Raw genomic sequence first — 25,398 nt, forward strand, 5'->3', positions numbered from 1 at the left:
GGTGGTCCGCAACGGCGCGCCACCCGGTGCGCCCGCCAGGGAGGTCCCGTCATGAGCGTGCGATTCGAATCCGGTCCCGATCTTGCCCGTAACGACGCCGGACTCGTCAAGGCGAGCACCTGGGACGTGGGCACCCCGGAGCGCATGCGGCGGACGGTCGAGGCCATTCGCGAGGCGTGGGAGAGCCGGGACTGGCCGCATCCGGGACTTCTTTCGTACACCGTCCACGCCGGTGAGGACGGCAGGACCCTGTTCCACTACAGCCAGTGGAGTGGTGAACAGGCATACCAGGACTTCTTCCGGCACGGCAGGGACGAGCGCAACGCGGACATCGACGCCGCCGTGCCGGGCATCCGGCGGCTCGGACTGCACACCCTGGAGCTCTACCGTTCCACGCCGCCCCGCGAGGGCGACGGACGGGAGCCGGGCTGCGTCGTGATCGTCGACGTGGAGTTCGACGGCGCGGACAAGGCTCGGCAACGGGACTGGGTGGACACCGTGTTCGAGGCGCTGGGCACCGACCCGGCGCCCGCCCCGGGCGGCATCTCCGGCCACTTCCACGTGAGCACCGACGGGACGCGGGTGCTCAACTACGCCGAATGGGAGAGCGCGGCCGCCCACATCGACGCGTCGGCCGCGCCCGGTGCCGGGATCGGGTCGGGCACGCCGCAGTGGGAACGGGTGCGGTCGTACCCGGGGGTGAGCGGCGGCGGGGTCAACCGGTACACGCCCGCGCTCAGCATCCGGCCGAGCGCGGGCGCGTAGGGCCCGCCGCTACGGGCGGAAGCGGAGCACCTGCGGGTCGTGGTCGCTGTTCTGATCGGCGAACTCGGCGTTGATGTGCACGCTGTCGTACTGGAAGTCGTCGATCGACGGGCTGGTCAGGATCTGGTCGAGAACCTGGCTGTTGCCCTGGTAGACGTAGCTGTAACGCTCCGAGCGAGGCAGGGACTTGACCGCCGGGTACAGCGTGCCCCCGGCGGTCAGCGCCTCGGCCGTGCCGGAGAACTCGAAGTCGTTGATGTCACCGACGACCAGGACGTCCGCGTTCTTCTGGACGCTCAGCAGCTTCTTGACGAAGGTGTTGACCACCGCCCCCTGCGCGTGCCGCTGGACCTCCGAGGAACGGGACGGCGGCTGGTGCTCCGAGAAGATGGACTCGTCACCGCCCTTGGACGCGAAGTGGTTGGCGACGACGAAGACCGTACGGCCGCGGAAGCTGAACTCTCCGACGAGCGGCTTGCGGCTGTCCTGCCACGCCGGGTTCGCCGGGTCGATCCGGCCGGGGGAGAGCGTCAGAGCGGCGCGGCCCCGCTCCCGGGCGACCTCGGTCGCCGTCGTCGCGTCGCCGCCGGCCCGGTCGGTGAACGAGACCCGCTCCGGGTTGAAGAGGAACACCTGACGGATGTTGCCGCCGGGCTCGCCGCCGTCCTTCTTGTCCTGCGGGTCGATGGAGCGCCAGTCGTACGCCGGACCGCCCGCCGCGACGATCGCGTCGATGAACTTCTTCACCGTCGCGTCGGCGGCGACCGTGCCGTCGCTCTTCGCGCCGTTGTTGTCCTGGATCTCCTCCAGCGCCACGATGTCGGGCGAGGCGAGGTTGTCGACGACCGCGGCGGCGAGCGCGTCGAACTTCTCCTGCGGGTCGCCGGGGTCGAGGTTCTCGACGTTGTACGTCGCCACGGCCAGCTCGCCGCCGCGCTGCTTGCGGGTGGTCTCCCGGCGCAGGCCCTCGCCGGTGACGGTGCCCATGGTGCGGGCGGTCAGCGTGTAGCCGCCGTACTGGTTGAAGTCGAGTGGGCCCTCGGTCGTACCGGTCAGCACATCGCCCACGTCGGCCTTGGGGAAGGGCTGCTGGGCCAGCGGCACCAGCGACTGGATCTGGAGCCGTCCGGTGTTCTGCGAGCCGTACGAGCCGTAGACGGTGCCGCCGCGGCGGGCGTCGTTCTCGCGCGGCTTCACCGTCACCCACAGCTCGGCGTGCGCGTCGGTGGCGCCGACCACCCGCGAGGTGCCGACGCTGATGTTCATGCCTTCGACCGACTCGTAGTAGTCGAGGGCGTAGCGGGACGGCCGCAGGGGCAGCGCGTTGATGGATCCGCCGGCGGCGGGGTCGCCCTCAGGGGTGTACCGGGAGGGGACCGAGCGCTTCGAGACCCGTACCGGCGAGGGCAGGGCGTTGCCGGAGGACACCACGGTGACGGTGGGCTTGCTGATCTCGGTCAGCGACTGGTTGCCGGAGTCGAGACCGCCCGGGACGTACTCGGTGACCGTGCCGGAGACGGTGACCGCGTCACCGACCGCGACGGTGGGGGCGGAACCGGTGTAGACGAAGACGCCCTCGCTGGTGGCGGGGTCGGCGTCGGGGTTCCGGTCCTGGAACCAGAAGCCCTTCGTACCGTACGTCCGCACACCCGTGACGATGCCCGCCACGTCGGCGACCTGCTGGCCGGCGAGCGGGGATATCCGGGTGGAGCCCTGGATGTCGTGGATCCGGACCTGGCCGTCCACGGGCAGGCCGGCGGTGGAGGCGGACGCGGAGGTGGTCGCGGCGCCGGAGAGCAGACCGGCGGCGAGGGCGGCGGTGACCACGGCGGAGACAGCGGTGGTTCTGGACGATGCGGCAGGCATCACGGGCTCCGGGGGTATCGAGGGTCGGGGCGGAGATCTACGCGCGTCAATCTCTTGTGTGCGCAAGGGGGTTGTCAAGGTCTGCCGGGTGTACTGCCGCTGTCCGTTGCATGAACCGGGCGGCATGGGGCGAAATGCGTCTACGCTTGGGCCGCCCGATCCGTACGTGCAGCATGCCCGGTCCGTACGTCCGGTGCGCCCGGCCCGTATGTGCGGACGCCTGATCCGTACGTCCGGCCCGCAGGTCCGGCCCGCATGTCCGGTACGCCCGATCCGTACGTCCCCGAGGAGAACCATCTGATGTCCGCAGAGCGCCCCACCCTGCCGCCCGTACGGCTGCGCACCGAGGCCGAGCTGGCTCGGGACGCGCTCGCCGCGCCGCTGCTCGCCCGCGCCGTCCGGCTCGCCCGCTGGGCGGGCCCGGAGACGCGGGTCGGCGCCGGTGGCGAGCTCGTCGACGCCCAACTGCCCGCGGCAGCCGAGCACATCGGCCTGGCGGCCGACGAGGACGGGGCGGCGGAGGCGAGCGAGGCGTGGCGGCTCGCGGTCGACGCGGGGCTCGTCGACGTCGAGGACCCCAGCGAGGATGCCGGACCGGACGCTGAGGGGACCGCGACCGCCGGTGAGGCCCTGGCGCTCGTCACCGGTGGTTCACCGAAGGACGTCCTGTCGATCTGGCTCGACGGCCTGGAGGCCGTCCACGCCGACGCCACCGCGCCCGTCTTCGACGACCTTGCCGACCTCGTCGGTGAGGACGGCTCGATCGACTTCGAATCCCTGGACTGGGACCCGGAGGTCGAGGCGGAGTTCCTCGACGGAGTCCTCGGAAATCTGTACCTGCTCACCGTCGGGGACGGCCACGGCGGCACGGACCCGGTACCCGTACCGCTGCCCGCCCTCGCCGCGTCGGTGATCGTCCCCGACGACATGGGCGAACCCACCGACCACATCCTTGAACAGGTGTCCGAGGCGATGATGCGCCTGGACGACCAGTTCCGGGTACTCGAACCCATCGGCATCGTCGAATACCGCCCGGTGGACGAGGCGTTGCTGGTCGAGGAGGGCGAGGACGCCGCCCCGCCGGCCGACGACGAGGACGTCAGCCGGTACGGAATGGTGAAGCTGACCCCCCTCGGCCTCTACGGCCTGCGGAGCCGGATGCTGGAGGCCGGGGTGGACGCCCCGGCGATCGGCGACTTCGCGGACAAGGGCGCCGACGCGCTGCTCGGCGGGGTCGCGTACTACCCCGAGGCGGCGGCCCGCAGCGAGGTCGAACTGTGGCTCGCCCGGCGCGGCGGTGCGGACGGGGCGGCGGCCGAACTCCTGGCGGCGTCGCGCGGCACGGACCAGCAGGCACCGCTGCGCCGGCTGCACTGCCAGCAGGCTCTCGCCCTGGTCGGAGCGGGGGCGGAGCCCGCGGTGCGCGCGGTGCTGGACGACCCCGAGCTGGGCGGCCTCGCCCGGGTCTGGCTCGCGGAGCTGGGTGCCGCGGACGTCCCCGCCCCGCCGGAGCCGATGATCTTCTGGCTCGCCATCGACACGATCGCGGCCCAGCTGGAGACCGACGGCGACCTGGGCGAGCTCCAGGGTTTGGTCGAGGGCCTGGCGGGCCAGCACAGCGGCTTCTTCGACGAGGCGTGGCGGGTGGCGCACCCGGCGACCGCCGATGTCCTCGAAGCGATGGGACGGCTGCACAGCGACAAGAAGAAGGCCAAGGAGGCCCGCAAGGCGGCGTTCAAGGCCCGGTCGCGCAAGGGGGCCTGACCTCCGGCCGGGTACGGCACGGGCGGAACGGGCGGCACTAGCGGCCCGGTCCGGGGTGGACGGCGACTTCGGGACATCCCTTCAGGCCAACTGCACAGGAAGGATGCCCCTCGGCGTCGCCCGCAGTTCAACTGGTGTTGGCGCAAGGGCGCGACTGTGGGCGCGCCAACAACCGCCCGATTGCCCCAGGAGTACGTGATGCCCATCACGCGCAGGGAATTCACCAAGCAGTCCGCCCTCACCGGTGCAGGCATCGCGCTGACCGGTACCGTCGCCGCACTGGCCACCGCGCCGGGCGCCCTCGCCGCCGGGGACCCGAAGCACGGCCACGGCCATGACCACGGCCACGGCCACGACCGCGAGCCCGGCTACGGGCCGCTGGTCGCCGACCCCGAGGGCATACTCGCGCTCCCCGCCGGCTTCTCGTACCAGGTCATCACCCACTGCGGGGTCACCAAGCTGGAGAGCGGCGAGTTCACCCCCTCCAACCACGACGGCACGGCCACCTTCGAGGGCCCGCGCGGTGTCACCCTGCTCGTCAACAACCACGAGCTCAGCGGTACCCGGGCCGGCTGGGAGCACCCGGTGCCGCTCACCGAGGGCCTTGTCTACGACCCGGTCGCGGCCGGCGGCTGCACCGTCGTGGAGACCCGCCGCGACGGCCGTACCGCCGAGTGGGTCGGCATCGCCGGCACCTCCACCAACTGCGCCGGTGGCGCCACCCCGTGGGGCACCTGGCTCACCTGCGAGGAGACCGAGGACAAGGCCGGCAAGAACGGCCTGCTCAAGGACCACGGCTACGTCTTCGAGGTCGACCCGTACGACCGGCGCGCCAACCGTGACCCGCACCCGATCAAGGCGTTCGGCCGGTACGCCCACGAGGCCGTCGTCATCGACCCCAAGCAGGGCCACGCCTACCTGACCGAGGACGCCTCCGGCCCCAACGGACTCCTTTACCGCTGGGTCCCGCCGCACGGCTTCCGGCACGGCCGGGGCAAGCTGCGCACGCTCGCCGACGACGCCGGTGTCCTCCAGGCGACCAAGTGCTTCGACAGCAACGGCAAGTTCGTCGACGACCTGTCCCGCGCCACGAAGACCGGCACGGTGTACGGCGTGGACTGGGTCGACGTACCCGACCGTGACGCCAAGTCCGTCTCGGTGCGCAAGCAGTTCGCCGACGGCGCGATCACCCGGGCCCGCAAGCTCGAAGGCATGTGGTGGGGCGACGGCGGCGCCTACATCGTCTCCTCGTTCGCCCGCTCCGAGAGCCCCGTCCAGCACGACGGCCAGGTCTGGTTCTACGACCCCAAGCGCCGCACCCTGACGCTGAAGGTGCTCCTCGGCGTGAACGCCGACCCGTCGAAGGACGGCGCGTTCGACGGCCCGGACAACATCACCGTCTCGCCGTACGGCGGACTGGTCATCGCCGAGGACGGCGAAGGCGTCCAGCACCTCTTCGGCGCGACCGAGAGCGGCCGCACCTACCCCATCGCGCGCAACGAGCTGAACATCGGCAGTGAGGAGGAGCCGGAGTACAGCGAGTTCACCGGTGTCACGTTCTCGCCCGACGGCAGGACGCTGTACGCCAACATCCAGACGCCGGGCATCATGCTCGCCATCACCGGCCCGTGGAAGCGCCAGCCGAACCGCGGCTGACTGCCCGTCGCCGGATTTCCGGCAATGGCCCTCTCAGGTCGGCGCGCGTAATTCCCTCGCGCGCCGGCCGGGCACCCCTCTAGAGTTCTGTCCGTGCCCAGGTGCGCAGGCAGGACCTACTTCCACTGATAATGGGGATGTCGCGGGTTCGAGTCCCGCCACCGGATTTCGGTCCGGTGTAGCTCAGTCGGCAGAGCACCTTCGTCGGTTCCGCCGACCTTGAACTCCGGGCACCACAACTTCATCAGCACGACTGCATGGCACCTCCCGGTGCGCAGGCTGCGGCTACTTCCTCCCACGAACCCGCCGCCGCCGACTCTGATCTCGGGAGGCACAGACGCCGGGGGGTGCCCGGTGCGCAGGCGACGGATACTTCCATTGAACTGAGGGTTGCGGGTTCGAGTCCCGCCCGGCCACGGCCGGTAGCTCAATCGGGTAGAGCATCAGTAAGCCCGTCGCCGACTCCTGATCTCGGGCACTCTTTTCCTCTGTGCCTACCCCCAACGAATTCGGGGGAATTCTCATGGCACGCTTCAACACCCGCACCACCGCGCCTCGCGCCACCTCGCCCGTGCGGACGACCGGGCGCACCGCGCCGACCCATCAGGGCGGCCGGGGATATCTGCGCGACAACCGCTCCGAGCTCTTCCTGCTCGCGGTCGCCAATTTCGTTTCGCAGCAGACCTTTTACGAGGACGGCGAGCAGCGCGACGAGCGCTTCGCCGAACTGGTGCGGGTGCTCGCCGTCGGCGATCCCGAGTGGACCGCCGGCCTGCTGCACTGGCTGCGCCGCGACGGCCGGATGCGTACCGCCTCGATCGTCGGCGCCGCCGAGTACGTGAAGGCGCGACTGGATGCGGGCGCCGAGGACGGACCGACCAACCGCCAGGTCGTCGACTCCGTCCTGCTGCGCGCCGACGAGCCGGGGGAACTCCTCGGGTACTGGACCTCCCGCTACGGCCGCGCCGTGCCCAAGCCGGTCAAGCGCGGCATCGCCGACGCCGTGCGCCGGCTCTACAACGGCAGGGCGCTGCTGAAGTACGACACCGCGTCCAAGGGCTACCGCTTCGGAGACATCCTGAACCTGGTGCACGCCTCGCCCGACCCGCAGAAGCCGTGGCAGGGCGAGCTGTTCCGGTACGCCCTCGACCGCCGCCACCACCCCGAGGCGGCCGTGGTGCCGGTCTCGGACCGGGTCCTGAACGCCCACCGCGCGCTGATGGAGCTGCCCGTCGGGGAGCGGCGGGCCGTGGTCGAGAGCGCCGGCGGGGCGGACCGGCTGGCCGCCGCGGGCATGACCTGGGAGGCCCTGGCGGGCTGGCTGCAGGGGCCGATGGACGCCACCGCCTGGGAAGCGATGATCCCGTCGATGGGCGCGATGGCGCTCATCCGCAATCTGCGCAACTTCGACGAGGCGGGCGTGTCGGACGAGGTCGCCGCGCAGGTGGCGGAGCGGATCTGCGACCCGGCCGCGGTCGCCGCGTCCCAGCAGTTCCCGTTCCGCTACCTCGCCGCCTACCAGCACGCGCCCTCGCTGCGCTGGGCCCACCCGCTGGAGCAGGCGCTCGGCCACTCGCTGGACAACGTGCCCGCCCTGCCGGGGCGGACGCTGGTGCTGGTCGACCGCTCGGGCTCGATGTGGTCGCCGCTCTCGGACCGCTCGCAGCTCAACCGGGCCGACGCGGCCGCGATCTTCGGCACGGCGCTGGCACTGCGGGCGGCAGATGCCGATCTGGTGCAGTTCGGTACGGACAGCGCATCGGTGGCATATCGCCGGAGCGAGTCCGTACTGAAGGTCCTGGAGCGCTTCGGCGACCTCGGCGGCACCAACACCGCGGCGGCGGTGCGCCGGCACTACCGGGGCCATGACCGGGTGCTGATCGTCACCGACGAGCAGGCGTCGTTCTCGTACGCCGCGGACGCCACCGCGGCGGTGCCCGACACCGTGCCCGTCTACACCTGGAACCTGGCCGGGTACCGGGTCGGACACGCCCCCTCGGGCGACGGGATGCGCCACACCTTCGGGGGTCTTTCGGACGCCGCGTTCCGCATGGTGCCGCTGCTGGAAGCGGGCCGGGACGCGGACTGGCCCTGGATCCGCTGATCACGAATCCGGTATCAGTGGGGCCCCTGCGGTGAACGGGCATGGCGTCGGGCGTCCCCAGGGCGCATACTCAAGGTAATGAAACAGTCAGCCGGATCCCGGCGCCACCTGCCCTCCAGTCCCTTCAACCGCCCGGCCCAGGCGGCCCCACCGGTCGAATTGTTCGATGTGGGCGACAGGGTGTCGCACGATCAGTTCGGACTCGGCCGCGTCCTCGCGGTCGAGGGCGACAACGACGCGGTACTCATCGACTTCTCGGGGCGGCAGGGGAGGATCCTGAGCCCGTACTCCAAGCTGACCAAGCTCTGAGAGAGGCGGCGAGCACGCGCGCGGCGCGCCCGTTTTTCCCGTCACGCTCTCCGTATTCAGGGGCACCTGCACCCGACAGGTGCCCCTGAATCCGTTTCCGGAACCCGCTGCCGCGCCTACAGCGCCTGGGCGGCGGGCTTCACCATGCCGCGGACGGTGCGCGACTTCACGAAGTCGCCCATCGCCGTCATCTCCCACTCGCCGGAGAACTGCTTGATCAGCTTGGCCATCATCACGCCGGTCTGCGGCTCGGCGCCGGTCAGGTCGAAGCGGACCAGCTCCTCGCCGGTGGCCGCGTCGACCAGTCGGCAGTAGGCCTTGGCGACCTCGGTGAACTTCTGGCCGGTGAACGAATTGACCGTGAAGACCAGGCCGGTCGCCTCCGCCGGGATCCGGCCCAGGTCCACGACGATCACCTCGTCGTCACCCGCGCCCTCGCCCGTGAGGTTGTCGCCCGAGTGCTTGATCGCGCCGTTCAGGATGGAGAGCTTGCCGAAGTAGCAGCTGTCCAGGTGGTTCCGGTTGGGACCGTAGGCGATCACGGAGGCGTCGAGGTCGATGTCCTTGCCCCGGAACGCGGGCTCCCAGCCCAGACCCATCTTGACCTGGGAGAGCAGCGGCCGGCCGCCCTTGACCAGGGACACCGTCTGGTTCTTCTGGAGGCTGACCCGCCCCTTGTCGAGGTTGATCTTCCCGGTGGCGGGTGCGGGCGCCGGGGCGGGCGGTGCCGGCGGTGCCGAGGGGACCGGGGGTGCGACGATCCGGGGGTCGACCGGGGCGGCGGCGGGTGCCGGGGGCGCCACGGGCGCCGGGGTGGGCTCCTCCTCGACCGAGACGCCGAAGTCCGTGGCGATGCCGGCCAGCCCGTTCGCATAGCCCTGGCCGACCGCGCGGGCCTTCCAGGCGCCGTTGCGGAGATAGACCTCGATGACCACGAGCGCCGTCTCGGCGCCCAGTTGGGGCGGGGTGAACGTGGCGAGCGCGCTGCCGTCGTCGGCGTTGCGCACGGTCGCGGTGGGCTCGATGCCCTGGAAGGTCTGGCCCGCAGCGTCCGGGCTCGCCGTGACGACGATCTTCTCGATGCCGGGCGGGACCGCGGTGGTGTCCACCACGATCGCGTCCGGTGCGGTGCCGCCGCCGGAGCGGTAGGTCACACCGGGGCCGCTGGGCTGGTTGTAGAAGATGAAGTCGTCGTCGGAGCGCACCTTGCCGTCTGCGGTGAGCAGCAGGCCCGAAACGTCGAGCCGCACCGGTGCGGAGACGTCCACTGCCACGCGGGCGGCGGAGAGAGGGATGTTCGAGCCGGGGGTCATAGCGGTCATGCTCGGGGTAACGAACGACCTCGCTTTGCCGTTCCCTTACCTTTTGCCTTCGTCCTGCACCTTTTGCCTCGGCTGTGCGGCTTTCCTGCGCCGTGCTCCGCAGGCCGCGTTCGTCTGCCGAGCCCCGTCGGTTGCGTTCGCCGGTCCGTCAGCGGTTGCGGGGGTGGTTGCGGGCGGTGCGTTCGTTGCCGTGCTTGTACGCCCCCGTCCAGCGGGCCATCACCAGTTGCGCGTCCCCCGACTCCACCTCGGCCAGGAACTTCTCCGCCCTCCCACCGCGCAGGGTGCCCGCGGGGCGGCCGTGGTGGGTGATGGTGACGCTCGCGTCGCCGTGCTGCTCGTACAGGAATCCGGAAGGTCTCGGCATGGCTCCGCATCCTGCCCGCCGTGCGGGCGCCGTGTCGCACGGTTTTTCGTGGCCCCCGGCTCACTCCGGCCCACTCGCCGATTCCCGCCCCCTGTCAGCGCGGCCAGATGGGCGGGTCGGTGCAGAAGTGACCGCCGAGGTGGGCGTGGTCGGGGTTGTCCGGGTCCAGTTCGCCCTGCTCGGCGATGAGCCGGGCCGCGTACGGTTCGGAGTCGTCCTGCGGCTCGTACCCCAGTGAGCGGGCCGTCGTCAGGTCCCACCACAGCCGGGTGTTGTCGGACGAGCCGTGCACGACGGTGTGTCCGACGTCCTCGGCGGTGAGCGCGGCGTGGAAGAGCCGGGCGCCGTCCGCGGGGCTCATCCAGACCGAGAGCATCCGTACCGAGGTCGGCTCGGGGAAGCAGGAGCCGATGCGCACCGAGACGGTCTCCATTCCGTGCCGGTCCCAGTACAGCTGGGCGAGGTCCTCCCCGAACGACTTGGACAGCCCGTAGAAGGTGTCGGGGCGGCGCGGGGCGCCGACGGGGATCAGCGGGTCGCCGGGCAGCGGACGCGGGGTGTAGCCGAGCACATGGTTGGAGGAGGCGAACACGATGCGCCGCACACCCTCCTCGCGGGCAGCCTCGTAGAGGTTGTACGTGCCCTCGATGTTCGCCCTGAGGATCTTGTCGAAGGAGGCCTCCAGGGAGATGCCCGCGAGATGGACGACCGCGTCGACGCCCCGCACGGCCTCGCGCAGCGCCTCCCGGTCGCCGAGGTCGGCGGAGATCGCGTCCGGCTCGCCCTCGACGGGGGCGACGTCCAGGAGGCGGAGCCCGTAGCCGTACGCGGGCAGGAGGCCGCGCATCAGGGTGCCGAGGCCGCCGGCGGCGCCGGTGAGCAGGACGGTGCGGGGAGCGGGCATGCGCGGATCTCCTCCATGGACAGCATTCATATGCATGGACTAGCTAAGAAGTCCCGGGGTTCGGAGTCAAGTGCGCGGGCGGGGTGGGACGCCGCTCGCGCGGAGCTGCAGGCTCCGCCCTCAGGGGCGGCCGCCAGAGGTGTTCCCGTCCTTGACCTGCGCGGGGCGGCTGCCTTAGCGTGTGAGCGTTCATGAATATGGACGTCAATCATAATTGTGCACGCCTGAACTCGCTCAGGGAGCGCCAGTGACCTCAGCCCCTCTTGCCGCCCGACTCGGCCGTGTCGCCGGGCCGCTCTTCTTCCCCGTCACCGCGTACGGACCGGACGGCGCCGTCGGCCTCGATGCCTTCCGCGCGCATGTGCGCGCCGGGGTCGACGCCGGGGCGGCAGCGGTCTTCGCCTGCTGCGGCACCGGTGAGTTCCACGCGCTCACGCCCCAGGAGTTCCGCCGCGTCGTCGCCGCGGCCGTCGAGGAGACCGCCGGAGAGGTGCCCGTCGTCGCGGGCGCCGGGTACGGCACGGCGCTTGCGATCCAGTACGCGGAGCTCGCCGAGGAAGCCGGCGCGGACGGGCTCCTCGCCATGCCCCCGTATCTCGTCGTCGCCGACCAGGAGGGTCTGCTGGGCCACTACACCGCGCTCGCCGCGGCCACCTCGCTGGAGACGATCGTCTACCAGCGCGACAATGCCGTCTTCACCCCCGCCACCGTCGTCGCGCTGGCCGCGACGCCCGGCATCATCGGCCTCAAGGACGGCTACGGCGACCTCGACCTGATGCAGCGCATCGTCAGCGCCGTGCGCACCGAACTGCCGGGCAGCGACTTCCTCTACTTCAACGGACTGCCCACCGCCGAACTCACCGGCCCGGCCTACCGGGGCATCGGCGTCGCCCTCTACTCCTCCGCCGTCTTCGCCTTCGCGCCCGACATCGCGCTGGCCTTCTACCGTGCGTTGGAGAGTGGCGACGACGAGCTGACGGGCGCGCTCCTCGACCACTTCTACCGACCGCTCGTCGAGCTGCGCGCCAAGGGCCGCGGCTACGCCGTCTCGCTCGTCAAGGCCGGGGTCCGGCTGGGCGGCCTGGAGGTCGGCGAGGTCCGCACCCCGCTCACCGAGCCGCCCGCCGCCCACGTCGAGGAGCTCGCCGCGATCATCGCGCGCGGCCGGGCCCTGCTGGAGAAGCACGGGCAGGAGCGGCGCGGGTGAAGACCTCGGCCTTCCTCTACCCCTGGGACGTGATCGGCGACCCGGACGCGGCCGCCCGCATCGCGGACCTGGGCGTCCAGCAGGTGTCGCTCGCCGCCGCCTACCACTCCACCCGGGCGCTGACCCCGCGCCACCCCGGACACCGCATCGTCACCGCCGAGCACGCCGCGGTGCTCTACCCGCCGGACGCCACCCGGTGGGCGGGGCGCCCGCTCCGCCCCTACGAACAGTCCTGGGTGGCCTCGGACGATCCGTTCGCCGAGGCCGCCGAGGCCCTCGCCGCCGCCGGTCTGGAGGTCCACACCTGGGTGGTCCTGGCGCACAACTCCCGGCTGGGCGCCGAACAGCCGGACACCTCCGTGGTCAACGCGTACGGCGACCGCTACCCCTGGGCGCCGTGCATCGCCGGGGTCCGGGTCCGCGAGTACCTGACCGCCCTGGCGGCGGAGGCCGCGGTGCGCGGCGGTGCGCGCGGCACCGAGCTGGAGTCCTGCGGCTGGTACGGCTTCGCGCATCTGCACGCCCACGACAAGATCGCGGGCGTCGGTCTTGGGGACGCGGCGCAGTATCTGATGTCGCTCTGCTTCTGCCCCGACTGCCGGACCGGCTACGCCGGACACGGCCTGGACCCCGACGCCCTGGCATCGGCCGTACGCGGTGCGCTGGAAGCGGTCTGGGCCGGTGCCGGCTCCCCGGAGACCGGGCGGGCGGGCATCGAGAAGCTCCTCGGCGCCGACCTCGCCGACGCCACCCTCCAGTGGCGCGGCAAGGTCGCCCGTGCGCTCCAGGAATCGGCGGTCGCCGCCGTGCGGGCGGTGGCGGAACCGGGGTTCCAGGTGCTGCTGCACGCCGACCCCGAACCCCACCGCACCGGTGCGAACGTCGGTGTCGACCCGGAGCACATCCTCTCCGTGGCGGACGGTGTGGTGCTGCCCTGCACCGGCGGCGACGCGGTGCGCGAGGCCGCGCTCGGCCCGTTCGCCGGCCGTGACGGAGTGCTCGCGGCCAACTTCTCCGTGGTCACGGGGATGGGCGGCAGCCCCGCCACGCTGGAACGGGACGCCGCGCACGCCGCGTCGCTCGGCGCCGGCCAGCTGCGGCTGTACCATGCTGGACTGGCCTCGGTCCCCGACCTCCGCGCCGTCGCCGGAGCGCTCTCACGCCTGATGGCGCTCCCGTAGTCCCCGGCGGGCGTGCGACGACAGCCACTTCCCCAAGCTCTCGGCTGCGCAGGGGAGACCACATCCCTCGCCGCGTTGTCGGAACGCCCGAATCCAGCCAGTATTCGGGCGTCCCTCCGCCTTGCGATGCACCGCGTCCGACGTCGCACGCCGATCCACCAGGGACTGCGGGACAGCCATCAGGCCGGTGAATGAGCCGGGCCGGTGGGGGAGTCCGTCAGCCTTCCCCGCCGGCCCTTCACCAGCAGGGCCGCGGTCGCCAGTGCCGCCGCGCCGACCAGTGGCAGCAGCACCCGGATGTCCACCAGCGCGATCAGACCCGCGCCGAGCGCCAGGGCCACCGCGTTCGGCACCATCAGCAGCGTGTTGGCCGTCGCGGCGGTGCGGCCCAGCACGGACGGCGGGGTCTCCCGCTGCACCGCCGTCATCGCGGCGATCAGCACACACGGCAGCCCGAGCCCGACGGCCGCGCTCGCCGCCAGCGCCACCGCGTCGTAGGGCAGCGCCCGCGCTCCCACGGCGACCGCGAACAGCGCGATCCCGGCCGCCGTGAACACCCGCTCCGGCAGCCGCCGAAGCAGCGGACCGGCCAGCAGTCCGACCGCGACGGACCCGGCGCCCTGCATCGCGTACAGCACTCCCGCGTACGCGGGAGAGTGCCCCAGGGAGTCGTCCACTACAGCGTAGAGCGCGGCCCCGTTGAGCCCCGCGCACAGCATCGTCACCGATCCCGCCAGCACCAGCGGCCGCAGCACCGGCGAACCCCACACCTGCCGTACGCCCGCGGTGAGTTCGCCCCGCCGACCGGTCCGGGCCGCCGCCCGCGCGGGGGCCGGCAGCAGCGCGCAGACCCCGGCCGCCAGCACGAACGACGCCGCGTCCAGCAACGCCACGGCCCCGCCCCCGAACCGCGCGTACAGCCCGGCACCCGCCAGCGGAGCCAGCAGCTTCATGCCCTCGCCCGCCATCATCCGAAGCCCGTTGAAATCACCCAGCAGCCGGGTGTCGACGGCCCCGGCGACCAGCGCCGACTCGGCCGCGTCCATCAGCACGAAACTCGCTCCGTACATGACGAGCACGGCGAACAGGAGCCAGACCCGGCCGGCCGAGTCCACCGCCGTCAACGAGGCGAGCAGCGCCGCCATGACGAGATTCGACCCGACGAGAAGCTTCTTCCCCGGGAGCCGGTCGGCGATCGTGCCGAGCGCCGGCCCGACCAGCACCGGCAGCCACATGGCGAACACGGCGAGCGCCGCCAGACTGTCCGACCCGGTCAGCGACTTGACCCAGACCCCGGCCGCGAGCCACATCGCGGAGGTCCCGAAACCCGAGACGACGACCGCCGCCAGGAACAGCCCCGCCGTACGGTCCCGCAGCACCCGCACCGTCGCCGACCCCGTCACCGTACCCACCGCACCCTCCCGACCAGCGCCTTCGTCATGGGACAAGGCTGCTGACCGAGGGGGCCCGGCGGCATCGGGAGGATGCCCTATCGCGGTTCCGGCGAGCGGGGCCGTCCCTCGTCGGCCCAGGGCAGATGCCGGACGGCCGGGCGGACGGCTCCCTCCCGTCCGTCAGCCCGCCAGCGCCGCCTTCATCATCTTCTGGGCGATCGGCGCCGCCAGGCCGTTGCCGCTGACCTCGGAGCGCGCCGCGCCCGAGTCCTCGACGACCACGGCGACCGCGACCTCCTTGCCGGTGGACGCGTCCTTCGCGTACGAGGTGAACCAGGCGTACGGGATCTTGCTGTTGCCCACGCCGTTCTGCGCGGTGCCGGTCTTCCCGCCCACCTCGGCCCCGGCGATCCGGGCGTTGGTGCCGGTGCCCTCCTCGACGACGGTCACCATGGCGCTGCGCAGCTGCTCGGCGGTGGACTGGGAGACGACCCGCTCGGTGTCGCCGTCCGCGAACTCCTGGAGCGGGTTGTCCTTGGAGTCGGTCACGGCGGACACCATGTGCGGAGCGGCGAGTTCGCCGCCGTTGGCGAGGGCGGCCGAGACCATGGCCATCTGCAACGGCGTCGCGGTGACCTCGAACTGACCGATGCCGGTGAGCGCCGTCTGCGGGCGGTCCATACCGGTCGGGTAGACGCTTCTCGACGCCCGTACCGGCACATCGAGCTTGTCGGTGTTGAAGCCGAACTTCTCCGCCATCGTCCTGACCTTGTCCTGGCCGAGGTCGACGGCGGCCTTCGCGAAGACGTTGTTGCAGGAGTACTGGAGTGCGGTGCGCAACGTGGCGTTCTCGCAGGGCGCCGAGGGATTCTCGTTGCTCAGGACGGTGCTGGTGTCGGGCAGCGTGTACGGATTGGGGCTTTCGGTGCGCTCGTCGACCGAGCCGTACAGCCCGTCCTCCAGCGCCGCGGCCGCCACCACCAGCTTGAACGTCGAACCGGGCGCGAGCGGCTGCCGCAGCGCACGGTTGACCATCGGCTTGTCCTCGTCGTCGAGCAGCTTCCGCCAGGCCTCGCCGTCCGTCGTCCCGCTGATCTTCGACGGGTCGTAGGAGGGGGTGGAGACCATGCCCAGGATGCGGCCGGTCTTCGGGTCGATCGCGACCGCCGCCCCCTTGTCGTCGCCGAGCGCCTCGTACGCGGCCTTCTGCACGTCCGGGTCGATCGTCGTCAGGACGTTGCCGGGCGCCGCCTGCTTGCGCGTCACCGCGTCCATCGGGTTCTTCAGCCGGTCGTCGGTGCCGTCCAGCACATGGCTGTAGATCCCTTCGAGCTGCGTCGCGCCGTACGCCTGCGAGCTGTAGCCGGTGACGGCAGAGTAGAGCTCGCCCTGTGTGTAGGTGCGTTTGTACGCGAGGTCACCGCCCTCCGTCCTCTTCGATCCGGTGACCGGGTTACCGGCCACGATGATGTCGCCGAGCGGCTGCGCGTACTGCGCGATGGTTTTCCGCCGGTTGTGGTCGTTTTCCGCGAGCGCCTTCGCCTGGTACGCCTGCACCCAGGTCGCCCGCCCCATCAGGGCGAGAACCAGCAGGAGGCAGAAGACCGAGGTTCGCCTGATTGTTCTGTTCATCCCGCCCGGACGACGAGCGGGGCGTAGCGCACCGTTCCCGAATACGCCGATTCTCACCGGTTTCTCATACCCGACCGGCGTGCCCCGGTACGGCGGCGGACCGCCGCCCGGTCATCCGGGCAGGGTGAACAGCAGCTCCTCGGTCTCCTTGCCGCGGGCGTGGGCGTACCCGTGGTCCGTGCCGGTGACGGTGAACCCGCACTTCTCCAGCACCCGGCGCGAACCGGTGTTGTCGGCCGCCGCCCGTGCGTGCAGCGGGCGTTCGGGTACGACGTCGAGCAGCGCCGACAGCGCGGCGGTGGCCAGCCCGCGGCCCCACAGCGCCCGGTCGATCCAGTAGGTGACCTGGCGGTCGCCCGGGGGTCCGTACACCCCGGTGCTGCCGGCCACGGCCCCGTCCGCGAGCACCGTGCGCATCACGACGGAGCCGTCGGCCAGGATGCGCTGCCAGTGGGCGTCGAAGGCATGTCGGTCGGTGGGGTCCTCGCTGGTGAAGGCGGCCGTTCTGACAGATTCCGGGTCGGACATGAACGCGAAGAACAGGGGCAGGTCGTCCGCCCGGACCTCGCGAAGGGCGATGCGCACGGTCAGAGCCTCCGGGTGGCGAGCGTGAGGCGGTCCCGGGCGTCGAACAGCGCGTCCTTCACCATCTGTTCGTGCGCGGGCGTGAGCCGAGCGACCGGCACCGAGCAGCTGATGGCGTCGCGGGCGGGGGTGCGGTACGGGACGGCGACGCCGAAGCAGCGCAGTCCGATGGTGTTCTCCTCGCGGTCCACCGCGTAGCCCTGTTCGCGGACGGTGTGCAGCTCCTCGATGAGCTTCTCGCGGTCGGTGATGGTGTGCCCGGTCAGCGCGGGCAGCGTCTCGGGGAGCAGCTTGCGGACCTGCTCGTCGCTGTGGGTGGCCAGCAGCGCCTTGCCGAGCGAGGTGGAGTGGGCGGGCAGCCGGCGGCCGACGCGGGTGAAGGGGCGCAGATAGTGCTGGGACTGCCGGGTGGCGAGGTACACCACGTTCGTCCCGTCGAGCCGGGCCAGGTGGATGGTCTCCGTGGTGTCGTCGGAGAGCCGGTCCAGGGTGGGCCGGGCGGCCGCGACGACCTCGTCGCCGTCGATGTACGAGGTGCCCACCAGCAGGGCCCGCACGCCGATCCCGTACCGCGTGCCCGTCGCGTCGGTCTCGACCCAGCCCAGCTCCACCAGCGTGCGCAGCAGCATGTACAGGCTGGACTTGGGATAGCCGACGGCCTCCTGCACCGCGGCGAGCGAATGCATGCCGGGCCGCCCCGCGAAGTATTCGAGCAGCTCCACCGTCCGTACGGCGGACTTGACCTGTGCCCCACCAGATTCGGCAACCGACATCGCCCTACGCCCTTTCCAGCCCACTTGCGAAACCCTGAGACTTCTTGCACCCGACAACTGCTCGAACCGGACGACTTCCGGAACCCGGTGGCTCCTTGCCAACATTGAACGCCCGGAAATAGAGTCGCTGCATATTCACGATCAGGAACTCTGTTCAGAATACCGAACAATTTCTGGCATGTACGGCAGTGGAGCGGAAGGAATCACGGTGGCAGCAGCACCAGTCTGGAGCGTCGACCCCCGCACCGGGAACCCGCGCGAGCAGGTTGCGGTGGAGGCTACAGCGGAGGAGGTCGACCGTGCGGTCCGAGCCGCCCACGCGGTACGTGAATCGCTCGCCGACCGCACCGTGCGCGCCGCCTTCCTGCGCATCGCGGCCGATCTGCTCACCGAGGCCGGGGAGCACGTCATCGAGGCGGCCGACGCCGAGACCGCGCTGGGGCCGGCCCGGCTGACCGGTGAACTCGCCCGCACCGCCGCCCAGTTGCGGGCCTTCGCGGAGGTCGTCGACGAGGGTGCCTTCCTCGACATCCACATCGACCACGCGGACGCCGGCCGGACCCCGCCCTGGCCCGACCTGCGCCGCTACAAGATCCCGCTCGGTGTCGTCGCCGTCTACGCGGCCAGCAACTTCCCGCTCGCCTTCTCCGTACCCGGCGGTGACACCGCGAGCGCGCTGGCGGCCGGCTGCCCCGTCGTCGTCAAGGCACACCCCGACCACCCCGCCACCTCCGAACTGTGCGCCTCCGTACTGCGCAGGGCGGCGGTCAAGGCCGGCCTGCCCGAGGACGTACTGACCCTGGTGCACGGCTTCGACGCCGGCGTCGAGCTGATCGGGCACCCGCTGGTCTCCGCCGCCGGGTTCACCGGTTCGGTACGCGGCGGCCGCGCCCTGTTCGACGCCGCGGCGGCCCGCCCCCGCCCCATCCCCTTCCACGGCGAGCTGGGCTCCCTCAACCCCGTCGTCGTCACCGGGGCGGCCACCGCCGAGCGTGCCGAGGAGATCGGCGCCGGGCTCGCGGGCTCGATGACCATGGGCGCGGGCCAGTTCTGCACCAAGCCCGGCTTCGTCCTGGCCCCGGCCGGCGAGGCGGGCGACCGGCTGCTGGAGTCGCTGACCGCCGCGGTCAGCGACACCGAGGCCGCGGTCCTGCTCGACCACCGGATGCGTGACGCCTTCCTCGCGGGAGTACGGAAGCGGGCCGGACTCCCCGGCGTCCAGGCCCCGGTCACCCCCGGCGCGGGCGGCGACCACACCGTCTCGGCCGGCTTCCTCACCGTACCGGCGCACCTCCTCGCCGCCGAGGGCCCGCACGACGAACTCCTTGAGGAGTGCTTCGGCCCCGTCACCGTCGTCGCCCGCTACACCTCCCACGACGAGATCACCGCCGTGCTCTCCCGGCTCCCCGGCAACCTCACCGCCACCCTCCAGACCGCCACGGACGGCACCGACGCCGACGCCCCCGCACTTCTCGCGGCCCTCACCCCGCTGGCCGGCCGGGTCCTCGTCAACGGCTGGCCGACGGGCGTCGCCGTCGCCCCCGCCCAGCACCACGGCGGCCCCTACCCGTCCTCCACCTCCACCTCCACCTCGGTCGGCGCCACCGCGATCGAGCGCTGGCTGCGCCCGGTCACCTACCAGACCACCCCCGAGGCGCTGCTCCCGCCGGAGCTCCGCGAGGACAACCCCCAGGGCCTTCCCCGCCGAGTGGACGGGCGTCGCGCATGACCCCGCACCTCCCCGAACTTCCCTTCGGACTGGACGAGTTCGGCCCCGGCGGCGACTGGACGTACGAGAACGGCACTCTCACCGGCCGTGCCGGCGCCCGCCAGGACCGCTTCGTACCGCCGGGCGGCGAAGCCCTGGACTCCGCGAGCGACGCCCCCCGCCTCCTCGGCCCCGCGCCCAGGGGCGACTTCCAGCTGGTCGCCCGGGTGCGGGTCGGCTTCGAGGCCGCTTTCGACGCCGGGGTGCTCTACCTCCACGTCGGGGAAAGGGAGTGGGCCAAGATCTGCCTGGAACTCTCCCCGGACCGCCCCACCGTCTGCACGGTCGTCACCCGCGGCCACTCCGACGACGTCAACTCCTTCACCGTGGACGGCGACAGCTGCTGGCTGCGCCTGAGCCGCACGGGCAACGCGTTCGCCTTCCACGCCTCCACCGACGGCGAGAAGTGGACCTTCGTCCGCGTCTTCGCCCTCGGCGAGCCGGAACGCGCGGCCGACGCCTCGATCGGCTTCCTGGTCCAGTCACCGACGGGCGAGGGCTGCGAGGCGTCCTTCGACCGGATCGCGTTCCGCACGAGGGGTCCGGACGACCTGCGGGACGGAAGCTGATGACCGTCCGGACGGGGGAGACCTTCAAGGCCGGCCGTGCGGTGTCCGACATCGAGGCGCTGCTCGCCGGGCCCGACCTCGTGGCCTCCACGCCCGGGCAGGGCCGACAGGTCCTTCTCAAGGCCGACCGGATCCTACGCGGCTGCGATGAGCCCCCACCAGTGGTGGCGCCACCACACCTGGCGCGGCGAACGTGACGCTCGACTCGACGGGCCGTTGCGGGCCGATGCCCGCGGCCAGGGAATGAGGAAGTCCGCTCCTGTGTTGTGGACGGGAGCGGAGGGTGGCTCCGCGCCCTGAGCGGTACGTACGAGGACACGGAGAGAAGAAGAGACATGCGCGTCGAGATCTGGAGCGACATCGCCTGCCCCTGGTGCTACATCGGGAAGGCCCGCTTCGAGAAGGGCCTGGCGGGGTTCGCCCACCGCGACCAGGTCGAGGTCGTGCACCGGTCCTTCGAGCTCGACCCCGGGCGCGCCAAGGGCGACACCGCACAGGTCATCGACATGCTGGCGCAGAAGTACGGGCGCACCCGCGAAGAGGCTCAGGCCATGGAGGCGAACGTCGCGGCCAACGCGCAGGCCGAGGGGCTCGGCTACCTCACCGAGGGCCGTGACCACGGCAACACCTTCGACATCCACCGGCTGCTCCACCTGGCCAAGGCCCGCGGCCGCCAGGACGAGCTGCTGAACCTCGCCTACCGGGCGAACTTCGCCGAGGAGCGGTCCGTCTACGACGCCGGTGTACTGGTCGAGCTGGCCGTCGAGGCCGGGCTCGACGCCGACGAGGCGCGGGCCGTGCTCGCCGACCCGGAGGTGTACGCGGCCGAGGTGCGGGCCGATGAGCGGGAGGCGTCCGAGCTGGGCGCCAACGCGGTGCCGTTCTTCGTGCTCGACCGGCGTTACGGTATCTCCGGTGGTCAACCCGCCGAGGTCTTCGCCCAGGCGCTGGAGCAGGCGTGGAAGGACCGCCCGCTCACCGCGATCGGCCAGGACGCCGCGGCGTGCGACATGGACGGCGCCTGCGAGGTCCCGCAGGCCGGCGGCAACGCCTGAGGCCCGTCCCCGGCGGCACGGATGAGTACTGCTCGGGTGTTCCCCTCAACTCTTCGTGATTGACCAGGAGGTGAGGGGGCCGCAGGCTGGGCGCATGGAGACTACTTCGCTCAGCCGTGCGGTGAACGCCGAGTTCGCACCGAGGACGACCTACCTCAACACCTCCACCTGCGGGCTGCTGCCCCGGCGGGCCGTGGCGGCGGTGCGGACGCTCGCCGAGGCGGTCGGCTCCGGCAGCCGGGCCGATTCCGGCGACTTCGAAGCGGTGGAAGCGGCCCGGTCCGGCTTCGCCCGGCTCTGCGGGGTCGAGGCCGACCGGGTCGCCGTCGGCAGCTCGGTCTCCGTGCACGTCGGGCTGATCGCCGCCGCGCTGCCTCCGGGAGTCGAAGTACTGGCGCCTCAGGGCGAGTTCAGCTCCGTCGTCAGCCCCTTCGCGGTCCGCGGCGACCTCAGGACGCGCTACGTCCCGCTGGACCGGCTGGCCGACGCGGTGGGGCCGGACACCGCGCTCGTCGCCCTCTCCTCCGTGCAGTCGTCCAACGGCCGGATCGCCGACCTGAAGGCGGTAAGGGCGGCGGCCGGCGTCCATGGTGCCCGGACGCTGCTCGACGCCACCCAGTCGGCCGGCTGGCTGCCGCTGGACGCCGGGCAGTACGACTACACCGTCACCGGCGGCTTCAAGTTCCTGCTCTGCCCGCGCGGCGCGTCGTTCCTCACCGTCACCGAGGAGGCGCAGCGGACCCTGCCGCCGGTCTTCGCCGGCATGTACGCCGCCGAGGACCCCTGGAACAGCACGTACGGCCCGGTCGGGGAGCTCTCCCGGACCGCGCGCCGCTACGACGAACCGCCCGCCTTCCTCTCGTACCACGGTGCCGAGCAGTCCCTCGCGCTGCTGAACGAGGTGGGTGTGGACGCCGTCCACGCCCATGCCACCGGGCTCGCGGCCCGTATGCGGGCGGGGCTGGCCGGGCTGGGGCACGAGGCGGTGCCGGGGGAATCGGCGATCGTGGCCGTGCCCGGCCTCGGCGCGCGGGAGCCGGAGCTCGCGCGGGCCGGGGTGGTGGTCTCGAACCGGGCGGGGAGCCTGCGTGCGGCCTTCCACCTGTACAACACGGAGGCCGATGTGGACCGGGCCCTGGACGTGCTCGCAGGCTGACGCCGCCCGCCGGGGATCAGCGGGGTCCGGGGCAGTCCCCGGCCTCCCCGCACTCCCCGACCTCCCCGCACTCCCCGGCTTCCCCGGCCTCCCGGCAGAGGTTCGCCTCGACCTTGGCGAGCAGCCGGGTCAGCTCCTCGCGTTCGGCGGGTTCGAGACCGGCGAGGGTGTGGTCCTCCAGCTCCACCCAGGCCCGCTGGACGTCCAAGTGCAGCGCGCAGCTCTCGTCGGTGGCCTCGACCAGGACGGCCCGCCGGTCGTCCGGGTCGGGGCGGCGGCACACGTGCCCGCTCTGTTCGAGCCGCTGGAGCATCTTGGTGACGGTGGACGGATCGAGGTCGACGGCCTTGATCAGCTCGGCCTGACGCACGGCACCGGCGTCCCACAGGCACATCATCAGGAACTCCTGGCCCGGGTAGAGCCCGAGCCCCTTGAGCAGCCTGCCCGCGGCGGTCCGGTGCAGCCGGGCGACCCGGGAGAGTGCGTGGCTGACGGGGCCGCCGAGGGCCGCGCTCGGCGGGCCGGGACAGGCGGGGTCTGCGGGTCCGGCTGATCCGGCGGGTCCGGCCTTCATGGGAGCTCCTCGGGGGGCGCCCCGGCCCGGCTCCGATGCCGGGTTCCGGCGGCTTTCCGCACACTTTACATTGGTCGGCCAAGTAATGGGCTACAGTGGCGCCCACGCAGATAATTGGCCGACCACATAAATGCTTAGGGAGCCCCGATGACCACCGCGTTCGACCCCATCGACCTGTCCGGCACCCGGCTTGCCAACCGCATCGCGATGGCTCCGATGACCCGCAGCCGGGCCGGTGAGGGCGGCACCGCCACGGATCTCGTCGCCCAGTACTACACCCAGCGCGCCTCGGCGGGCCTCATCATCACGGAGGGCGTCCAGCCGTCGGTGGTGGGCCAGGGCTACCCCTCCACCCCGGGACTGCACAGCGCGGAACAGGTCGCGTCCTGGCGCAAGGTCACCGACGTGGTGCACGCGGCGGGCGGCCGGATCTTCGCCCAGCTGATGCACGCGGGCCGGATCGGCCACCCGGACGTGCTGCCGGACGGGCTGACCCCGGTCAGCGCGTCAGCGGTCAGGCCCGCCGGCCAGCTCTTCACCGGCACGGGCATGAAGGACTTCACCACCCCGCGCGAGCTGACCGGCGACGAGGTCCGCCAGACCATCGCCGACTTCGCGACGGCCGCCCGCCACGCGGTCGACGCGGGCTTCGACGGGGTCGAGCTGCACGGCGCCAACGGCTACCTCATCCACCAGTTCCTCGCCCCCAACACCAACCTGCGCGACGACGAGTGGGGCGGCTCGGAGGAGGCCCGCATCCGGTTCGCCGTCGAGGCGGTCAAGGCCGTCGCCGCCGAGATCGGCGCGGAGCGGACCGGACTGCGGATCTCGCCCAAGAACCCTTACAACGACATCGACGAGCCCGCGCCGGAAGCCCTCTACACCGCGCTGGTACGGGAGATCGAGCCGCTCGGCCTCGCCTATCTGCACGTCCTGGAGGCGGTGGAGATCCGCGAGCTGACCCTCGCGCTGCGCAAGCAGTTCTCCGGCGCGTTCGTCCTCAACGCGCTGACGGACGGCCCGACCGGCCCGGACGACCACTCGCTGATCGACGACGGGATCGCCGACCTCATCGCGTACGGCGCCCTGTTCATAGCCAACCCGGACCTGCCCGCCAGGCTGAAGGCCGGCGGCCCCTTCAACACCCCGGACCCGTCGACCTTCTTCGGCGGCGACGCGAAGGGCTACGTCGACTACCCGGCGCTGGACGAGGCACAGGCCTAGTACTCCAGCCGGACTTCGGTGTATGTCCTGGTCAACGGCTTGAGCGTGGGGATTGTAGCGGCGTGGTGCCGAGTGCGGGGCGGGTTCGACCGGCCTGTCCCGCGAACGAGTGGCCGCGCCGTGTGTAGTGACAGCGACGGGCCCGGGCCTGGTGTCGGCGGCGCCATCTGGACCAGTTCATGGCGTGGTTGCCCTGTCGAGCAGGGCGCCGGCGGGTAGTTGCCAGTAGACGGCGGATCTCGGCGGGGGTGAGGTCCACGAGGTCGGGTGTGTCGTGGTCGGCTCCCCCTTTTGGCGCTCTTGGGCGGCGGTGACTGCCAGGAATGCGTGGGCGAGCATGGCGAGGGTGATGTGCCGGTGCCAGCCGACGTAGCGGCGGACTTCGTACTGGTCCAAGCCGCATTCGTTCTTCGCGCTCTGGAAGCATTCCTCGATCTTCCAGCGGCATCCGGCGATCCGCACGAGATCGGCGACGGTCGCGTCCAAGGGAGCGGATGCCAGGAAATAGGCGAGCTCGTCGGGCTTGGTGATGCTGCGGCGGGCAAGCATCCAGCGTTGCCGGGTGGGCTCGTCGCCGTCGAACTCCCAGACCGCTGGCAGGCGGGCAGCAGCCCAGTCATAGAGTCGCGGCCCTTTGGCGCCGTCGCCGCAGGAGAGCCGCTGCCATGCCTCGTCGGGGGCCTGGCCGATGAGGTGCTCGATGCGGGGGCCGTGGACCTGCTGGGACTTCGGCACGGCCACGACGTAGGACAGGCCGGCGTCTTCCAGGAAACGTCGGAAGCGGGAGTCCTGCCCATAGGCGGCATCGGCCGCGACCCAGGCGACGGGCAGCGGGCCGGCCTGCGCTCGCAGGACCATGGTGCGGGCCAGTTCGTTCTTGGTCGCGAACAGGCGGTGTGGGGGGATGCGGGCGGTGCGGCAGCGTTCGGGGTCGTCGGTCCAGGACTTGGGGAGGTAGAGCTCGCGGTCGACGAGAGCGTGGCCGCGGGTGGTGGCGTAGGCGGCGAAGACGCCGATCTGGCAGTTCTCGGTGCGTCCGGCGGTGCCGGAGTACTGCCGTTGCACGCCAGCTGAGGTGATGCCCTTCTTGACGAAGCCGGTGTCGTCGATGATCAGGATGCCGTCGTCGGCGCCGAGGTGTTCGGCGACGTATCCCTGCAGGTCGTCGCGTATCTCGTCGGCCTCCCAGCGGCTCTTCGCCAGGAGGTGCTGCAGCCCGTCAG

General features: G+C 71.7%; 23 protein-coding genes and 1 tRNA gene. 14 read left to right on the top strand and 10 right to left on the bottom strand.

Annotated elements, in window-relative coordinates; all coding sequences use genetic code 11:
- Window positions 1-51 precede the first annotated feature (51 nt).
- Window positions 52-765, top strand: coding sequence for an antibiotic biosynthesis monooxygenase (locus ACIRJP_RS04845; RefSeq protein ID WP_404168150.1), 714 nt, complete (start codon window positions 52-54; stop codon window positions 763-765).
- 9 nt (window positions 766-774) lie between these two features.
- Here the strand turns inward: ACIRJP_RS04845 and ACIRJP_RS04850 are convergent, their stop codons facing one another.
- A complete protein-coding gene (locus ACIRJP_RS04850) occupies window positions 775-2,631 on the bottom strand; it encodes an endonuclease/exonuclease/phosphatase family protein (RefSeq protein ID WP_404168152.1) in 1,857 nt (618 codons plus the stop codon).
- Window positions 2,632-2,931: 300 nt separating this feature from the next.
- Between ACIRJP_RS04850 and ACIRJP_RS04855 the strand changes: the two genes are divergently transcribed.
- The 5 genes from ACIRJP_RS04855 (at window position 2,932) to ACIRJP_RS04875 (ending at window position 8,464) form a co-directional block, all read left to right on the top strand.
- A complete protein-coding gene (locus tag ACIRJP_RS04855) occupies window positions 2,932-4,395 on the top strand; it encodes a hypothetical protein (protein WP_404168215.1) in 1,464 nt (487 codons plus the stop codon).
- A 198-nt stretch (window positions 4,396-4,593) separates the two neighbouring features.
- Window positions 4,594-6,051, top strand: a complete 1,458-nt coding sequence (locus ACIRJP_RS04860; protein WP_404168154.1) for an alkaline phosphatase PhoX — start codon at window positions 4,594-4,596, stop codon at window positions 6,049-6,051.
- Between the two features lie 97 nt (window positions 6,052-6,148).
- Window positions 6,149-6,218: transfer RNA gene (locus ACIRJP_RS04865), tRNA-Ile, on the top strand.
- Between the two features lie 356 nt (window positions 6,219-6,574).
- Window positions 6,575-8,155: a TROVE domain-containing protein gene (locus ACIRJP_RS04870; protein ID WP_404168156.1), complete on the top strand. Its 1,581-nt coding sequence runs from the start codon at window positions 6,575-6,577 to the stop codon at window positions 8,153-8,155.
- Window positions 8,156-8,233: 78 nt separating this feature from the next.
- Entirely contained in the window at window positions 8,234-8,464 is a 231-nt protein-coding gene (locus tag ACIRJP_RS04875) for a hypothetical protein (RefSeq protein WP_037711258.1), read from the top strand.
- 116 nt (window positions 8,465-8,580) lie between these two features.
- On the opposite strand, the gene ACIRJP_RS04880 is transcribed toward ACIRJP_RS04875, so the two are convergent.
- The 3 genes from ACIRJP_RS04880 to ACIRJP_RS04890 all read right to left on the bottom strand — a co-directional run bounded on the left by ACIRJP_RS04880 (window position 8,581) and on the right by ACIRJP_RS04890 (window position 11,057).
- Entirely contained in the window at window positions 8,581-9,786 is a 1,206-nt protein-coding gene (locus tag ACIRJP_RS04880; protein WP_404168158.1) for a TerD family protein, read from the bottom strand.
- Window positions 9,787-9,934: 148 nt separating this feature from the next.
- Window positions 9,935-10,153: a hypothetical protein gene (locus tag ACIRJP_RS04885; RefSeq protein WP_356480970.1), complete on the bottom strand. Its 219-nt coding sequence runs from the start codon at window positions 10,151-10,153 to the stop codon at window positions 9,935-9,937.
- A gap of 94 nt (window positions 10,154-10,247) precedes the next feature.
- Window positions 10,248-11,057 (bottom strand): NAD-dependent epimerase/dehydratase family protein, encoded by an 810-nt coding sequence (locus tag ACIRJP_RS04890; RefSeq protein ID WP_404168160.1) that lies wholly within the window; start codon window positions 11,055-11,057, stop codon window positions 10,248-10,250.
- A gap of 247 nt (window positions 11,058-11,304) precedes the next feature.
- On the opposite strand from ACIRJP_RS04890, the gene ACIRJP_RS04895 reads away from it, so the two are divergent.
- Together ACIRJP_RS04895 and ACIRJP_RS04900 are read left to right on the top strand one after the other, a co-directional pair.
- On the top strand, window positions 11,305-12,264 hold the full coding sequence (locus ACIRJP_RS04895) for a 5-dehydro-4-deoxyglucarate dehydratase (protein WP_404168162.1): 960 nt from the start codon (window positions 11,305-11,307) through the stop codon (window positions 12,262-12,264).
- A complete protein-coding gene (locus ACIRJP_RS04900) occupies window positions 12,261-13,445 on the top strand; it encodes a hypothetical protein (RefSeq protein WP_404168164.1) in 1,185 nt (394 codons plus the stop codon). Before ACIRJP_RS04895 ends, ACIRJP_RS04900 begins: the two co-directional genes overlap by 4 nt.
- A 179-nt stretch (window positions 13,446-13,624) precedes the next feature.
- Here the strand turns inward: ACIRJP_RS04900 and ACIRJP_RS04905 are convergent, their stop codons facing one another.
- From ACIRJP_RS04905 to ACIRJP_RS04920, 4 genes are all read right to left on the bottom strand, one after another.
- A complete protein-coding gene (locus ACIRJP_RS04905) occupies window positions 13,625-14,848 on the bottom strand; it encodes an MFS transporter (RefSeq protein WP_404168217.1) in 1,224 nt (407 codons plus the stop codon).
- Between the two features lie 171 nt (window positions 14,849-15,019).
- Window positions 15,020-16,471: a penicillin-binding transpeptidase domain-containing protein gene (locus tag ACIRJP_RS04910; protein WP_404168166.1), complete on the bottom strand. Its 1,452-nt coding sequence runs from the start codon at window positions 16,469-16,471 to the stop codon at window positions 15,020-15,022.
- Window positions 16,472-16,582: 111 nt separating this feature from the next.
- Complete coding sequence (locus ACIRJP_RS04915) at window positions 16,583-17,056, bottom strand: GNAT family N-acetyltransferase (RefSeq protein WP_404168168.1); 474 nt, start codon at window positions 17,054-17,056, stop codon at window positions 16,583-16,585.
- Window positions 17,057-17,058: 2 nt separating this feature from the next.
- On the bottom strand, window positions 17,059-17,829 hold the full coding sequence (locus tag ACIRJP_RS04920) for an IclR family transcriptional regulator (RefSeq protein ID WP_404168170.1): 771 nt from the start codon (window positions 17,827-17,829) through the stop codon (window positions 17,059-17,061).
- Window positions 17,830-18,037: 208 nt separating this feature from the next.
- Here ACIRJP_RS04920 and ACIRJP_RS04925 point away from each other — a divergent pair, with 208 nt between their 5' ends.
- The 5 genes from ACIRJP_RS04925 to ACIRJP_RS04945 all read left to right on the top strand — a co-directional run bounded on the left by ACIRJP_RS04925 (window position 18,038) and on the right by ACIRJP_RS04945 (window position 22,377).
- Window positions 18,038-19,558 (top strand): aldehyde dehydrogenase (NADP(+)), encoded by a 1,521-nt coding sequence (locus ACIRJP_RS04925; RefSeq protein WP_404168172.1) that lies wholly within the window; start codon window positions 18,038-18,040, stop codon window positions 19,556-19,558.
- Window positions 19,555-20,166 (top strand): DUF1349 domain-containing protein, encoded by a 612-nt coding sequence (locus tag ACIRJP_RS04930; protein WP_404168173.1) that lies wholly within the window; start codon window positions 19,555-19,557, stop codon window positions 20,164-20,166. Before ACIRJP_RS04925 ends, ACIRJP_RS04930 begins: the two co-directional genes overlap by 4 nt.
- On the top strand, window positions 20,166-20,363 hold the full coding sequence (locus ACIRJP_RS04935; protein WP_404168175.1) for a hypothetical protein: 198 nt from the start codon (window positions 20,166-20,168) through the stop codon (window positions 20,361-20,363). The genes ACIRJP_RS04930 and ACIRJP_RS04935 overlap by 1 nt, the downstream gene beginning before the upstream one ends.
- A 138-nt stretch (window positions 20,364-20,501) precedes the next feature.
- Window positions 20,502-21,221: a DsbA family oxidoreductase gene (locus tag ACIRJP_RS04940; protein WP_404168177.1), complete on the top strand. Its 720-nt coding sequence runs from the start codon at window positions 20,502-20,504 to the stop codon at window positions 21,219-21,221.
- 94 nt (window positions 21,222-21,315) lie between these two features.
- Window positions 21,316-22,377, top strand: coding sequence for an aminotransferase class V-fold PLP-dependent enzyme (locus ACIRJP_RS04945; protein WP_404168179.1), 1,062 nt, complete (start codon window positions 21,316-21,318; stop codon window positions 22,375-22,377).
- Between the two features lie 16 nt (window positions 22,378-22,393).
- Here ACIRJP_RS04945 and ACIRJP_RS04950 read toward each other — a convergent pair whose 3' ends face one another.
- Complete coding sequence (locus ACIRJP_RS04950) at window positions 22,394-22,951, bottom strand: MarR family winged helix-turn-helix transcriptional regulator (protein ID WP_404168181.1); 558 nt, start codon at window positions 22,949-22,951, stop codon at window positions 22,394-22,396.
- A gap of 147 nt (window positions 22,952-23,098) precedes the next feature.
- Here ACIRJP_RS04950 and ACIRJP_RS04955 point away from each other — a divergent pair, with 147 nt between their 5' ends.
- Window positions 23,099-24,175, top strand: a complete 1,077-nt coding sequence (locus ACIRJP_RS04955; protein WP_404168183.1) for an alkene reductase — start codon at window positions 23,099-23,101, stop codon at window positions 24,173-24,175.
- Between the two features lie 177 nt (window positions 24,176-24,352).
- Here the strand turns inward: ACIRJP_RS04955 and ACIRJP_RS04960 are convergent.
- A partial coding sequence (locus ACIRJP_RS04960) for an IS701 family transposase (RefSeq protein WP_404168185.1) occupies window positions 24,353-25,398 on the bottom strand: 1,046 nt, incomplete at its 5' end.

Origin of the sequence: Streptomyces sp. NPDC102437, from assembly GCF_044765565.1 — a bacterium.
GTDB lineage: Bacteria > Actinomycetota > Actinomycetes > Streptomycetales > Streptomycetaceae > Streptomyces.